The sequence below is a fragment of the Massilia pseudoviolaceinigra genome, assembly GCF_030846505.1.
GTDB lineage: Bacteria > Pseudomonadota > Gammaproteobacteria > Burkholderiales > Burkholderiaceae_D > Telluria_A > Telluria_A violaceinigra.
The window spans coordinates 25,823-41,307 of the sequence record NZ_JAVCWL010000044.1; the positions used below are offsets into that span (position 1 = coordinate 25,823).

The following is a 15,485-nucleotide window of genomic DNA, read 5'->3' on the forward strand; positions in this document are numbered from 1 at the left end:
CAATGCAAGGGGCGCGATGCCGCGCCCTTCCCCCTCCGGCCAACACGTCGCACCGCGCCATCCGGATGATCGCCGGATGGCGCATGCGCCGCTGCGTGGTAATCGCATAACCCCGCTCCACCAGCCCCAGTACCCAATTTCAACCACGCATACTGCGTTTCGCGCGCAGCCAGCAGGAGCAAGCGCGCACAAACACATCGAAAATATCGATGGTTGAATTAGGATTAATCGAGTTTTTCTTTATATCGTGCTCCCATATAATTTTTGGGTGGACAAGTTCCACTCACCTTTTTCACTACATGGAGTAGCACAATGCGTCGTTACGAAACAGATAGCCCTCAAGCAGCCGGCCGGATTCTCGCCCTGGCGATGGTGGTCGACGGCAATCTGGCGCAAAGCGAACTTGCCGCCCTCGACAGCAGCAAGATCCTGCAACACATCGACCTGGACCGGCCCGGCTTCAAAGCCTTGCTGCAGGAGCTTTGCCAGGACATGCTGACCTCGGCATTCCACGGCGAGGTACGCATCGATGGCGCCATGCTCGACGGCTTGCTCGACGAAATCCGCCATCCGGATTTGCGCCGTCAACTGATGCAGGCCATGTGGCGCATCGCCGACGCCGATGGCTGGCTGGCCGATGCCGAAGCGGTGCTGCTGGCGCGCGCCAGCACCTTGTGGTGCGCCGAGACCAACTTCAGCGGACGCGTGCCGGCGCGGGCATGACGCTGGTCACCGGCGCGCCGGTGCCGGCAGGTAAGCGCCCGGTTCTTGCCGGCGGTCGTTACGCCGCCGGCGCCGCGTCGATCAGGCGCCGGTAGCCGGCGATGCCTTCCTCGACCGCATACCCCGCCTTGATCGAATCCACCGCCCGCGCGCGCAGCGGCGCGAACTGCGCGGGCGCGCGCAAGGCCCGGCTGACAGCGCCGGCAATCGCGTCCGTATCGAAAAAATCGACCAGCAAGCCATTCTCGCCGTCGCGGATGATTTCCGTCACCGGCGTGGTGTCCGAACCGATCACCAGGCAGCCGCAAGCCATCGCTTCGAGCATCGACCACGACAGCACAAACGGATACGTCAGGTACACATGCGCGGCCGAGACCTGCAGCAGGTCGCGGTAGCGCGCATAGGCAATGCGGTCGACGAAATGCACGCGATCCGGATCGATGGCGACCTCGGCCAGCATCTTGGCGCGCCAGGTCTGGCCGTCGGCCGGACGCGAACCGTAGCTGACGTCGGCGCCGCCGGCGAGCACGATGTCGCAGTCCGGGTTATCCGCCAGTATCTTCGGCAGCGCGCGCATGAAAGTGTGAAAGCCGCGGTACGGTTCGAGATTGCGCGACACATACGTCACCACCGGGTCGCCCGGACGCAGCACTTTGCCGTTCGGCAGCGTGAACGAGGCATCGGGATTCGGGCGCAGGTAGGCCGTGTCGATCCCTTCGTGAATCAGCGCGATCTTGTCGTGGTAGGGCTTGGGGTGCAGGCTTTTCTGCCATTGGGTAGGTGCCACGGCAATGTCGCACGCTTCCAGGTTGAGCAATTGCAGCGCGTTCTTCGCGCGCACCCGCGCGCGGTCGTCGATTGTGCTGGGAAACTCCGGATCGAAGCCGACATCGGCATTGTCCGTGTGATAGTAGAACTCGGAAAAATGCACCAGCCGCGCATCCGGAAACGCTTCGCGCACAAACATGGTGTCGCCCCAGCCCGGATGGGCGATGATCACATCCGGCACGAAGCCCTTCTCTTTCATCGCCAGCAAGACGCGCAGGCAAGCCTGTCCATGCAGGATGCCGGCCTCGAAGGGCCGGGCGTAGTGGTGGGTTTCCTTGGCCGCGCCGCGGTGCAGCTTGTAGGTCAGCGTGCGCACGTCCGGCAAGCCGGGGCAGCCATCCTTGCCGATCGCCAGCACGTCGTACGCCGGATCGTGCGCCAGGTGCGACGCGATGCGCTTGAACTGGCCGGGAAAGTTTTGATGAATGAACAGAATGCGGCGCGCGCGCGGCGCGCCGGATTGTAAAGGCTGGACTGGTGTGGGTGTCATAGGTCGGGTGGTGCGCTCGCCTGCGTGATGGAGATCGAGCATCTTACCAGCCGGGACCGGTCCGAAAACTCGCCAATACTCATGCAAGTGCAAAACAGCGCCGACACCCGCCCGGCTTCCCCCACCATGCAGGCAGGCAGAGAAAGACCGGACGGGCAATACGCTTTTACATCAGGCGCGGCGACAGATCCTGCAGCGCCGTTCCGGCTTGCAGGGTTTGCGCCGCCGTGCCGAACGATGCGTTGGCCAGGATGGCCGCCGCAGGCGTCAGCGAGACGTTCGACAGCGTGCCGTTTTTCGCATACTGATACGCCAGGTCGCCGCCGATGGCCGCCGTATCGCTGCCGCTCAGGTAAAAATTGAGCAGCGATGAAGACAATGCCCAGCTCGTCAATGCCGGATTGGCGGTGCGTGCCTGGTCAAACGCGGTTGCCAGACCATCGAAGTTGAATTGCTCAATTTTCTTGTTATTCAACTTGTTGGTGGAAGCCGCGTTGTAATCGCTCGTACCCTCGATCACCATCTGCAGGTTGGCCACGCTGCGGTTGGTCGTGCCGAGGTACCAATCCTTCAGATTGATTTGCTCGCTGGCCCCCGTCACGAGGATCAGGTCGTTGGCCGATTTCTTGAACAGCAGATCGGCGTACAGGATGCCTTTCCCAAGCGACAGCGTATTGTCCTTGCCGGTGCTGGCATTGACGATATCCTGTCCATCCCCGCGGTTGAAGGCGATCACATCGGCGCCGGTACTGCTGGTGATGGTGTCGTTGCCGGCACCGCCAATCAGCAATTCCTTGCCGATACCGCCGGTCAGGATGTCGGCCCCGTTACCGCCATCGAGCAGGTTGTTGCCTGCCGTATCGGTCAGGGTATCGACGCCATCCCCGCCCTGCACCACATCGTTGCCGCCAAGGCCGTTCAGCACATTGATGCCGGCATTGCCGATGATCAGGTTGTCGACCGCATTGCCGGTCGCGTTGACGTTACTGAGCGCCGTCAGGCGCACGGCTTCGACGTTGACCGGCAGCGTGTAGGCGAGCGACGACTGCACCAGGTCCATGCCCTCGCCGGCGTTTTCCGTCACCACATCGCCGGCATTGTCGACGATGTAGACATCGTTGCCCGCGCCGCCGAACAGCTTGTCGGCGCCGGCCGCGCCGTCGAGCGTGTCGTTGCCGCCAAGGCCGTACAAGGTGTTCACGGCGGCGTTGCCCGTCAACACATTGTCACCCGCGTTGCCGCTACCGTCGATCAGCGCGGTCGACAGCAAGGTCAGGTTTTCCACGTTGGCGCTCAGGGTGTAGGTGGCCGAGGCTCTCACCAGGTCGCTGCCTTCGCTGGCGTTTTCAAGCACGACATCGGTCGTGCCATCGACCACGAAAACGTCGTTGCCCGCGCCGCCAGCCAAGCGGTCCACGCCGACGCCACCGTCGAGCGTGTCGTTGCCGCCACCACCGTTGAGGGTATCGTTGCCGGCCAGGCCGTTGAGCGTATCGTTGCCGTCGCTGCCGCCGAGCGTGTCGGCGTTGGCCGAGCCGTTGACCACCAGGTTCTGCAGGCTGACCGTCAGATCGAACACATCCGACGCACTCAGGCCGGCGGCATCCTTCGCGTTCAGCTTGATGCTGAGCGTTGCGCTGGCGATCGGGATGCCGCTGAAGGTGCGGGTGGCCGCGTTGAACGACAGCCACGTCGGCAGAACCGTGCCATCGGCAAGGGTCGCCGTGTAGCTCAGCGTGTCGCCCGCATCCGGATCGGTGAAGGCGCCCGCCGGCACCGCGTAGCTGAAGGCCGCGCCTTGCGCCGCGGTCTTGTCGGGCAGCGCCGCCGCCAGCACCGGTGTGCGGTTCGGCAGGGTGATCTTCATCGTCACGGTGTGACTGGCGGTGACGCCATAACGGTCGGCGCCCGACAGCACGAACTGCAGCGTGCCGGTGCCGATATCTGCGCTGGCGGGCGTGCCGGACAGCGTGCGCGAGAGCGCATCGAAGCCCAGCCACGCCGGCAGTGCCGCGCCGTTGGCCATCTTGACGCTGTAGGTGACGCTGTCGCCGGCATCCGGGTCGGTCATGGTGTTGGCCGGGACCGCATACGTGAACATGCTGCCGACCTTGGCCTGCAGTGCCGGCAAGGCCGTGCCCAGCACAGGCGCACGGTTGCTGGCGTAGGCATCGACGTTCGCCTGGATCGTGGCTTGATTCCACACCACGCCGTTGGCGAACTTGACCGATTCGATTTTCTTGTCGGACGGCTGGCCGTTCGATACCACATCGGCCGCAAAGTAGTCGGTAACGCCGATCTGGTCGGTGCTTCCCCTGATCTTGAGGACCAGGTTGTTGGCCGACCTCATCGCGATGACATCGGTATCGGCAATGCCGGCGCCGAACAGCACGCCGTCGCTGGCACCCAGTGCGTCCAGGGCGTCAATGCTGTCCTGGCCATCGCCGCGGGCGAACAGATAGGTGTCGTTGCCAATGCCCCCATCGAGCGTATCGTTGCCGCCCTTGCCGCTGAGGGTATCGTTGCCGCCCATTCCATACAATCTGTTGGCGCTGGCGTTGCCGGTAATGACGTTGTTGACGTCGTTACCGCGACCGCTGATCGCGGTCCCGGCCAGGACCAGGTTTTCGACGTGGTAAGGCAACACGCTGTTGACGTTGGCCGAACGAATGATCGTGTCCACGCCGTAGTCTTCGTATTCGGTCACCCGGTCGTCCGCCGAATCGACCATATAGGTATCGTCACCGTCACGGCCCTCCATGCCGTCGCCGCCGGCGCCGCCATCGAGACGGTTGTTGCCGTCATTACCTCTCAGATCGTTGTACGAGTCGTTGCCGGTTCCATCGATATTGGCGCTGCCGGTCAGCACAAGCACCTCCAGGTTGGCGCCCAGCGTGTAGCTTACGCTCGCCTCGACCGTGTCGTAGTCCGGTATTGCACCTTCGATGGCCTGGTCGCCCGCGGCATCGACAATGTAGCGGTCGTCGCCGGCGCCGCCTTCCATGCGGTCGACGCCCTCGCCACCGTCGAGCAGGTCGTCGCCCTCGGCGCCGTTCAAGGTGTCGTTGCCGGCCAGGCCGTGCAGCTTGTCGTTGCCGGCGGCCCCGGTCAGCACATCCTGCCCAGCGGTACCCTTCAGGTCGAACGCCTGCGGTTGCACGGCGAGGTCGAACACATCGCTCGCGCTCAGGCCGCCGGCATCGGTCGCGGTGACCGTCACGGAGAACGTGGCCAGGTCGGCGGGCATGCCGCTGAACGTGCGCGTGGCCGCGTCGAAATGCAGCCACGCCGGCAATGCGCTGCCGTCTTGCAGGGTGGCGCTGAAGGTCAGCTTGTTGCCGCTGTCGGGGTCGGCAAAGGCGTCGGCCTCCACGATATAGCTGAATGCCACGCCCGCCTGGGCGATCTGGTCGCCCAGCTCGCTCGACAGGGTCGGCCCCTCGTTGGGGACGGGCGGCCCGATGTGCATCGTCACGAATCTGCCGGTGGCGGCAGTGCCATCACTGGCATACACGACGAAACTGAGTTGGCCCACGGCGTCCGCATCCGGCGTTCCGGAGAAGGTGCGCTCGGCCGGATTGAAGCTCAACCAGGCCGGCAGGGGCGAGCCATCCTGCATCTTCGCGCTGTAGGTCAGCCGTTGCCAGCTGTCGACATCGGTGTACAAGCCATCCGGAATGGTATAGCTGAACAGACTCCCGGCGCTGGCCTGCAACCACCCGAACGAGCCGTTGATTTGCGGCGCGGTATTGGTGCGCACTTCGGCTTTCAGGAAGAGATCGGAGCCGCTGAAAATGGTTCCATCGGCAAATTGCAGCGATAATTTGTGCGTGGAGAACTTTTCAATCATCAAGGAATCATCGGTGCCCGGAAGCGTGATAATCAGGTCATTGCCCACACGAACGAAAGCGACATCGCCCACGGCAATATCACTGCCCAGGCGAACGAGGCCCGAATGGTACATGTCCAACGACGTCAGATCAATGGTATCGTGCGCAGAACCACGCCCGAAAAGATAGATGTCATTACTGGAATGGTGGGTTTCAAACCGGTCATCGCCTGCACCGCCGTCAAGCACGTTGGCGCCCCCTCCGCCGTACAAGGTGTCATTGCCGGCTCCACCGCGCAAGGTATCGTTGCCCCCGCCCCCGTGGAGAATATCATTGCCCATGCCACCATCGATCAGGTCGTCCGTACTATAGCCGCCGATCCGGTCGTCGCCGCTCGTGGCGGTCATCAGGAACGACCGGATCGTTCCGGCGTCCCAGATGGTGCCGTCGGCAAACTGAATCTGCTTCAACGCCGACTCATAGTCATGCGAATCCGAGAAAACATCCGTGATTGTCACGGAATCGGTATTGTCCGCGAACGAGATCACGAGATCAGTAGGATTGCGCTGGATGATGACATTTGCAGCGACAATACCAGGTTTGAAGCGTAGAACATTATTCCCATACCGACGGTGGTAACCTGCCTCCAGCGTATCTTGTCCGTCACCGATCCCATATAAGAAGACATCTTTGCCGCCGTCGTCGAACCAACCGCCGTCGAGCCAATCGTTGCCACTGCCGCCGTCCATGGTATCGCTGCCGCCAACGCCACGCAGGGTGTCGTTTCCCTTGCCGCCGGTCAGGTGGTCGCCATTCCGGGTGCCGGTAATGTGGTCGTCGCCATCGCTCGGAAGCAGCACCGAGGCCTGCAAAAAGGCAGGACTCCAGACGGTACCGTCGTCAAAACGCACTTGCGTCAGATAGTGGGCGGAGCCATACGAGTCACCGAAGAATAGATTTTCGACAGTGATTTTATCGTCGGTGCCGCGAATCGACAGCTCGAGCGCATGAAACGGATCATGCAAGTCAGTGTCACTCCCGACCCTGTTGGGAGCGCGCCGGAATGTCACATCCGATGGCAGGATGCCGGGCTTAAACTGGATCGTATTGAGACGCTCAGACGAGCCGGCGTCTGCGGCATTGGGCTCACCATAAGAAATTGGGTTCCCGTACACGTGATCCTGTCCATCGCCCTTGCCGAACAGGTAAACATCGTTGTGCCCTCCGCCGGAAAGCGAGTCCACCCCAGCACCACCGTCGAGCGTGTCGTCGCCTAAGTCGCCGATCAGAAAGTCACTGCCGTTACCGCCGTACAGACGATCGTCTCCTTCATTCCCCCTGATCCAGTCGTTGCCGTCGAAGCCGTGGATGACATCGGCGCCGACCGTACCATATAGAACATCCCTGCCCACGGTGCCATCCGCTATCTCCACCTGCACGACAATCGCGGGCTGATCCAGGAACGTGCCATCGGCGAACACGATCTTGCCCAAGGTGGGGACCGCCGTCAGAAAGTAATCCCTGACGATCACCGCCTTGTTACCCTCAATCATGAGCTGCAAATCATTGCCCGTCCGCATCACCTTGACCACGCTGGCGGCAATGCCGCCACCGAGGGCCAGGATATCGCCCGCGCCGCCATCGACAATGGTGGTGAGGCCGTCACCGGCATCGTATTCGTAGGTGGTGATGCCGGCCCCGGCGGTCTTGCCATTGCCGTTCATGGTCGTCTGCCCGATCCCGGCAACAAGCGTATTGGTGCCGCTACCGGCGTTGAGCACGCTGTTGCCCATGCCCGCGACCAGGGTATCGTTGCCGCCACCGCCGCTGAGGGTATCGTTACCGTCACTCGCCAGAATGAACTCGTTGGCGGCGCTGCCGGTCGCGCTCAGGTTGGCGCTGCCGGTCAGCTGCAGTTGCGCCATTCCCGCCGGCAGCGCGAGACTGACCGCCGAATACATCATGTGACCGCGCGCGCTCGACTGCAGTACCAGCGCGTCGAGGCCGATGCTGCTGCCGTCGGCGAAGCTGAGCGTGTCGAGCATATTGCCGGCCTTGTCGCCTTGCACCACCACCACCGCCCCGCTATCGGAAAAGATGTTGACGGTCTTGCTGCCGTCCGCGGCCAGTTCCAGCCCGGCCGACAACTGGCCGACGCGCACGCCGGCACCGAAGGCGATGGCTTCGCCCGCCACGCTGGCGGCGATCGTGGTGATCCCGTCCGCGCTCGGCACGTAGGTCGCCACGCCACCCGAACCGGCGCCCGCGCCGACGAGCGTATCGCTGCCGGCGCCTGCGACCAGGGTATCGCGGCCGGTATTGGCGCGCAGGATATTGTCGAACTCATTACCGCTGGCAAGCACCGATGCGTTGCCGGTCAGGGTCAGCGCCACCGCGCCCGCAGGCAGCGCCATGCCGGCCGCCGACGTCACCGTGACCGCGCCAGGATCGGCCTGCAACAGCGCGCCGCTGACGGTGCTGGCTGCGTCGTCGACGAAGGCGATGTTGCCCAGTATGCCAGTGACGGCATGCCCTTCGACGACCACCGTTGCGCCGCCGGCCATCTGGAACGTCACGATCGAGATACCGCCCGCACCGGCGCTGCTGCTCACCTTGACGTCGGCCGCCCGGATGCCTGGGCCGAACTGCAAGGTGTCGCCGCGCTGGCTCTGCTGGATGGTGACATTGCCGCTGCCGAAATTGACGACGAAGCGCGAGGCGCCGCTGCCGGCCACCATCGTGCTGTTGCCGGTGCCGGCGACGAATTCATTCTTGCCACTGCCGCCGATCAGGGTATCGTTGGCGCTGCCGCCGACCAGGGTATCGTTGCCGCTGTTGGCCCGGATGACGCTCGAGATATTGTTGCCCCTGGCCGTCAGGTCGGCACCGCCCATCAATGTCACAGTCTGCAGCGGAGCACCCGCAATCACTGGCAGCGTCGGCAACGTCACATCAAGCGCGGAATAGGTTGCGCCACCGAGCGAGAAACCTTGGTTACGCATGGCGTAGAGCGACGTTTCGCCGCCCGGGAAGATGACGCGCTGCAGGCCGCCGTCGACTTTGATCGAGCCATTCGCGGTTGATATCTCGACCCCGCCCGGCACGGCGACAACACTCACCTCTTCCGGCTTGAACGAGTCGTCGAAGCGCAGGATATCGGCGCCGTCGGTGCTGTAGATCGTGAACGAGCCGGCATCCTTGCCGGCCACGAACGTGGTTGGGCCGCTGCCGCCGAACAGGCGGTTAAAGCCGCTGCCGGCGACCAGGGTATCGTTGCCGCCACCGCCAGACAACGTGGTCGGCATAGCGCTGGTGCCACCCCCGCCGCCATAAATCATGTCGTTACCGTCGCCCCCGATCAGATGGTTCACGCCCGCGCCGCCGTGGATGGTGGTGTTGCCGCTGCCTGCCATGACCTGGGTAAAGTCGTCGGTACTGGTGCCGCCGCCGCCGGAGCCGGCGTGCAGCACGTTGGCACCCTCGCCTCCGAAGATCAGGGCGTTGCCCGCCCCGCCATGGATGGTGGTTGCGCCTTTGCCGGCGCGCGCCGCGGTTTTCGCCGCCGGCGTGCCGCCATCACCGACATAAATCAAGGTGGTGCCATCGCCACCGCTCAGGAAATCCTGGCCGCCGCCGCCACGGATGGTAGTCTCGCCGGTACCGGCAAAAATCGTGTCGTTGCCACTTCCGCCTACCAGGGTATTGCGCCCGGCGCCGCCCACGATGGACGTGTTGCCCGTTCCGGCAACGATGTATTCCTCGCCGGCGCCGCCGAAGAGGGTAGTCTTGCCGGCGCCGCCGATCAGGGTATCCTTGCCGCCAGAGCCTCGAACAACGGTCGCGCCATCGCCAGCGTACACCAGGTTGTGGCCCTTTTCCTTGGTGGCCCAGTTATCGCTACCACCGGCGCAAATCACGCTATCGCCATCGCCACCGATGATGGTATTGTTGCCCGAGCCTCCGCTTACCCAGTTGTTGCCCGATTCGAGCGTAATGTAGTCGTCACCGCCCGCGCCCATCAGCACAACGTTACCGGTGCCGCCGAAAATCGTGTCGTTGCTCATGCCCCCCTTGACCGTGCTATTGCCGCTGCCCGCATCGACGTAGTTGGTCCCGTTCCCCAGATAGAATAGCGAATTGCCCTTTCCGCCAAAAATGGTGGTGTCGCCAAAACCGAGCGGCAGCTGGTGATCGTGGCCCCCGGTTATCGGGCCTGTATAACCAAACAAGTTGCCATCGTACGTGGCCAGATCGATATCTTTCCCCGCCGGAAATCTTGCTTGGTTAAGATAGGCGCCAGTAATCATGAAATGGCCGGCGGCAGTCAGGTTAGGATTCCAGTTCAGATCGGGCAGCGCAAATTCATTGTCCAGCTCCATACCCCCGACAAACAGGTTGTTACCAGGACCGAGCACAACAACATTGTTGCCGCCACCGACGGTGATCAGGTCGTTGCCGTTGCCGCCGACCACGGTATTGTTACCGTTTCCGGTACTGACCAACATGCCTTTTTGTCCCGTGGCCACACCGGTATTGGCATCGCTGATGGCTTGCTTGATACTGACTTCCCCGTTGACATACACACGGTTTTTTCCCGTGCCGACCATCAGGATGCCTTGCGCACCATTGGTTGTGACAAAGTTATCACCGTCGTGTCCAGTCACGACGACGTGGGGCGCCGTGGCATTGATACGAAAGTTGCGGGGATTCGGAGAATTATAATTGCCCTGGTAACCCGTATATGCAGGCGTGCCCGGCGCCCCGAACCTACCTCCGCCGGCGACTTGTTCGTTAGCCCAGACATCGAAGTTGTCTGCGGCCTTCACAATACTGTCAGTGAAAGACACCGTGAGTGCGTTACTGACAGGAACGTCGTCCGGCCGGTTCGGCTGGACCAGGCTCGTGACCAGGCTCACGGTGCGCCCCACGCCGGGCGGCCCGCCATTCACCAAGCCGACTTCCACGCTGTCGCGCCCTGCGGGAATGACCACGTTGACCGGGCCGCCGCTCATGTCCAGCATGCCGTCGCCAATGTTGAGGTAGACATTGGAAAAGCTGCCGCCGGTGCCGCTCACGCGGACGATCCGGTCTTCATCGCTGATGCCGGCGACCGCAATGCGGAATGCCTGGATGTTGCCGGTCGGGCTGAGGGAGGTATTGGCCGGCGCGTCGGCCGAATCGAACAAGCTGGCGCCGGTGTTGGCGGCGATGCTGATGCGTTCACCCAGCTTGATGCCGAGGTAACCGTCCTTCTCGCTCATTGCCTTGCCGAGATCGAATTCATCGATCGCGATTTTTCCCTCGCCCAGCACGCCGCCGGAGAGCAGCATTTTCCCGACCTGGCCGCCCGCGCCGACGGGATCGAACTGGTAGCGAACGCCGGAGCTGTCGACCCAGGTGCGGCCGTTGCCGACCAGCTTGGCGCCGTTGCCGGTAATGATGGCGTCGCCGATGTGGATGGAACCGAGGCCGTCGGCGTCGCCAATCGATTGCGTCGACGGCGCCATCGCAGCGCCGCCGTCGGAAGGCAGGAACGTAAACGTATCCATCCCTTTTCCGCCCGCGAGCACCTCATCGCCCAGGTGAGCGCCGACGCCGGCCACAATCTGGATGGAACCATCGACGGCGATTTGCGCCGTATCGGTCGTGCCGTCCGCGTTATGCGAGGAAAACAACAGCCGCCCGTCCGGCAAATGCCGTACCCACCCGCGCGTACCGCTTTTTGACCATTCCAAATCATTCAGATTTTGTCTGATAACGGTGCCGTCGCTGTAGGTCACCACGGCGCCGTCAGACGTTCTTGTTGTCGACACAACTGTCCAGCTGGTAGCAGTCGGATTATCGGTATGCGGACCGGGTGCGAATTTAAAGGCCATCACGCGTCCAAGCATGATCAACAGCCCCGCATTCGTCATCGATTTCTGGACGTCAGGCGGAGCGGAAGCGTGGCTTGCCGTGCCGATGGCGTCGATCACCCGGGACATCAGCTCCGGCCAGCCGCGCGCTATCGTACGATTCATGAGAGTCATTCCGATAAACGAGTCTGCCTCGTTAAGCGCCTTCAGCAGTGATATGCCGATATCCGCAATCGCATTTCCGTTATCCCAGAAAAATTCTTGCCTTGATGTCCGGTTGACTTCGCTGCCGACGGTTGACGGCCCCCCATCAGGGGCATTAAACGGGGCATTCCAGTAATAAAAAACGCCACCCCACCCGCCAATGGTTTGCGGATATTTTCCTTCAATCGCACCTTTGATGTCATTGTTCAGCATTGTCGCGAATTGCGGAATGCCACTGCTAGCGATCACGTCGTTAATGACCTTGGCAGCAATGGCATTCGAAGTCCCCTGAAGCGCGGCATCTTTCTGGACTTGCGTCATGTTGGCGAACTTGCCGTTTAATTCAAGTCCATATTGGCTGACGCCGCGTATGTAATTGACGCCGTCAACTGTTCGGTTATCGCGATGAATATCCGGCGCCATCGAAAACCAATATGCGGTGTCGTTGTCGAGTTTTTTCCCTCCTCTAATAGCATTCTCGCGAATGAACTGAACCACCAGCGCATACACCGGAACAAACAGTCCTACTGGCTGGGCAGCCATTTTGGTGACATCGATGATGCTTTTGTTTTTTGAATCCCACAAATTCATGCTCGTGAGCTTCTTGATAATTACCTCGATTTGGCCACGTGAAAATGGCACCTGTGCTGCATCAGTCTTGGTTGACATTGTATTTTCCAGTAAGGGGACAGCGGCAATGAAAATGTTCCGGCATCGCCTGATTTACATTAAAGATTGACGGTTACTACGATCCCGCGGCTGGCGCGCTCCATAAAAAAGGCGCCCGAACCGAGGTATCAGCTATTTCATTTTTCCTGTTCATGAGCGTGACCGGTCGGATATCGATCATGCTTGCAGCGGCGCCTCGCCGGTGTCGGCCTGGGCCAGCGCCGTCCGGATCAGGGCGCGGTATCCGGCGATCCCTTTGTCGACGCCGTAACCTTCCCTGATCGACTGCACGGCGCGCTCGCGCAGCGGACGCAGCGGCGCCGGGTTTTGCAGCGCCCGGCCCACCGTTGCCGCAATCGCAGCGGTATCGAAGAAATCGACCAGCAAGCCGTTCTCGCCATCGCGGATAAGCTCGGTCACCGGCGCCGTGTCCGAGCCGATCACCAGGCAGCCGCATGCCATCGCTTCGAGCATCGACCATGACAGCACGAACGGGTAGGTCAGGTACACGTGCGCGGCGGACACTTGCAGCAGGTCGCGGTAGCGCGCATAGCTGATGCAGTCGAGGAAATGCACGCGCTCCGGATCGACCTTCACCTCGGCCAGCATGGTCTCGCGCCAGCTGCGCCCGTCGGCGGCGTGCGCCCCGTAGCTGACATCGGCCCCGCCCGCCAGCACGACGTCGCAGCCGGGATTGTCGGCAAGGATTTGCGGCAGCGCCCGCATGAAGACGTGAAAGCCGCGATACGGCTCCAGATTGCGCGACACATACGTCAGCACCGGGTCGCCCGGGCGCAGCACTTTGCCGTTGGGCAGCGTGAACACGGCATCGGCATTAGGCCGCATGAAGTCGGTATCGATGCCTTCGTGAATCAAATGAATCTTGTCGTGGTAGGCCCTGGGATGCAGACTTTTCTGCCATTGCGTCGGCGCGACGGCCAGGTCGCACGCTTCGAGGTTCAGCAACTGCAATGCGTTTTTCGCGCGCACCCGCGCCCGGTCATCGATCGTGCTCGGAAACTCCGGGTCGAAGCCGACGTCGGCGTCGTCCGGGTGATAGTAAAACTCGGAAAAATGAATCAGCCGCGCGTCCGGAAAGACTTCCTTGACGAACATGGTTTCGCCCCAGCCGGGATGGGCAATGATCACATCCGGCACGAAGCCTTTTTCCTTGACCGTGATCAGCAGGCGCAGGCATGCCTGGCCATACAGGATGCCCGCCTCGAACGGCTTGGCGTAGTGGTGGGTCGCAGGCGCCGGCTCGCGGTGCAGCTGGTAAGCCACGGTGCGCACGCCGGGCAGTCCGGGACAGCCATCCTTGCCCACCGCCAGCACGTCGTAACGCGGATCGCGCGCCAGGCTGGCTGCGATGCGCCCGAACTGGCCCGGAAAATTCTGGTGAATGAACAGGATGCGCTGCGCGCGCCGCGGCGGCAGCGCGGTGAGGGTAATCGTATCGGCGCTCATCGTTCGCGCGCCGCTTCGGAGACCGCCTTTTTTACAGGAGAAAGCAGGTATTCCAGCACCGTGCGCTGGCCCTGGTTAATCTCGGCCATGACTTGCATGCCCGGGGTAATCCGCAGCACGCTGCCCTGCGGGTCCTTCAAGCTTTGCTGGTCGAGCCGGATGCGCGCCTTGTAGCTGGCCATGGCCGGCACCGGAGCGCCTTCCTGCGCCTCGGCGCCGCCCTGCCGCGCCGGCTCGCTGGCGTCGGCGCTCACGTGCACCACTTCGCCCTTGAGCATGCCGAAGCGCTGGAAGGGATAAGCCGACAGCTTGATCTGCGCGCGCTGGCCGACCCGCACGAAACCCACGTCTTCATTCTTGATGTTGATGTCGGCGAACAGCTGTTCACCCTCCGGCACCAGGGTCAGCACCACCGAGCCCGGCTGCACCACGGCGCCGACCGTGGTCGTGGCCAGGTCCTTGATCACTCCGTCCTGCGGCGCGCGCAATTCCATCTGGCCTTCGCGGTAGCTGGTCTTGTCCAGGTTCGGCTGCAACTGGCCGATGCGGGCCCGGATCGCCGCCAGTTCCTTTTCCAGCTCGCTCGTGTAGCTGCTGCGCAGCTGGCTGACCTTTTGCTCCTGGGCGGAGATGGTGGCGCCGAGCGCGGCCACGGTGGACATTTGCGCGTCCAGGTCCTTGGCCTTTTCGGTCGCTTCGCGTTGCTTGTCGGCGCTGCGCAGCGCCGGCACGTAGCCGTCCGCCGACAAATCGGAAAAGCTTTTCGCCGCGGCCTGGTACGACGGCAGGGTCTGCTCCAGCTTGGCCAGGGTTTCGCGGGCGCTGCGCATTTCGTGCGCCGCTTTCACCAGCAGCGCTTTCTCGTGTTCCAGGCTGTCGGCGAAGGCCTTGCGGCGCGCGGCGTATTCGGCGTGCACCTGCGCATACAGGCGCATATCGTCGCCGGCCTTGGGCAGCATGGCCTTGCCGCTCAACTCGGCCTCGATGCGGCGCGTCTGCATCTGCTGCGCCGCCAGGTCGTTGGCAATGCCGCTCTTGTCGGCGCTGGCCAGGGTGGTGTCGAGGCGTGCGAGCACCTGTCCGGCCTTGACCTTGTCGCCTTCGCGCACCAGCAATTGCTTGACAACGCCGGCCTCGGCCGGCTGCACGATCTTGACCAGCGTTTGCGGCACCAGCTTGCCGTCGGCGCTGGCGATGATGTCGAGCTTGCCGAAGGCGGCCCAGACAATCAGCACCAGCACCAGCACCGAGACGATCCATAAAACGATGCGGCGGCTCCGGTCCGGCGCGTTGACCTGGATCAGGCCGAGCGGATCGTGCCAGCGGCTCGGCACGCGCAGCGCGATGACCTGGGCGCTCGGGCGCGCGCCGTCAGGCTGGGCCAGCGACGGGCCCATCGGGGAAGTTGTGTCAGTCATG

Annotated in this window: 5 protein-coding genes; 1 reads left to right on the forward strand and 4 read right to left on the reverse strand. The window is 62.7% G+C overall.

All coding sequences use genetic code 11. From position 1 onward, the window contains the following. Positions 1-312 precede the first annotated feature (312 nt). A complete protein-coding gene (locus RBA40_RS30095) occupies positions 313-723 on the forward strand; it encodes a tellurite resistance TerB family protein (RefSeq protein WP_306652295.1) in 411 nt (136 codons plus the stop codon). Between the two features lie 58 nt (positions 724-781). Here RBA40_RS30095 and RBA40_RS30100 read toward each other — a convergent pair whose 3' ends face one another. From RBA40_RS30100 to RBA40_RS30115, 4 genes are all read right to left on the reverse strand, one after another. Further along, complete coding sequence (locus RBA40_RS30100) at positions 782-2,041, reverse strand: glycosyltransferase family 4 protein (protein WP_306652296.1); 1,260 nt, start codon at positions 2,039-2,041, stop codon at positions 782-784. A 166-nt stretch (positions 2,042-2,207) separates the two neighbouring features. Continuing rightward, positions 2,208-11,891, reverse strand: a complete 9,684-nt coding sequence (locus RBA40_RS30105) for a putative Ig domain-containing protein (RefSeq protein WP_306652298.1) — start codon at positions 11,889-11,891, stop codon at positions 2,208-2,210. A gap of 885 nt (positions 11,892-12,776) precedes the next feature. Further along, positions 12,777-14,066, reverse strand: coding sequence for a glycosyltransferase family 4 protein (locus RBA40_RS30110; RefSeq protein ID WP_306652299.1), 1,290 nt, complete (start codon positions 14,064-14,066; stop codon positions 12,777-12,779). Next, positions 14,063-15,484, reverse strand: a complete 1,422-nt coding sequence (locus tag RBA40_RS30115) for an HlyD family type I secretion periplasmic adaptor subunit (RefSeq protein ID WP_306652300.1) — start codon at positions 15,482-15,484, stop codon at positions 14,063-14,065. The genes RBA40_RS30110 and RBA40_RS30115 overlap by 4 nt, the downstream gene beginning before the upstream one ends. Position 15,485: the final 1 nt, after the last annotated feature.

Coding starts and splice junctions, on each gene's coding strand:
- RBA40_RS30095 (WP_306652295.1), top strand. CDS start 313: ATGCGTCGTTACGAAACAGATAGCCCTCAAGCAGCCGGCCGGATTCTC.
- RBA40_RS30100 (WP_306652296.1), bottom strand. CDS start 2,041: ATGACACCCACACCAGTCCAGCCTTTACAATCCGGCGCGCCGCGCGCG.
- RBA40_RS30105 (WP_306652298.1), bottom strand. CDS start 11,891: ATGAATCGTACGATAGCGCGCGGCTGGCCGGAGCTGATGTCCCGGGTG.
- RBA40_RS30110 (WP_306652299.1), bottom strand. CDS start 14,066: ATGAGCGCCGATACGATTACCCTCACCGCGCTGCCGCCGCGGCGCGCG.
- RBA40_RS30115 (WP_306652300.1), bottom strand. CDS start 15,484: ATGACTGACACAACTTCCCCGATGGGCCCGTCGCTGGCCCAGCCTGAC.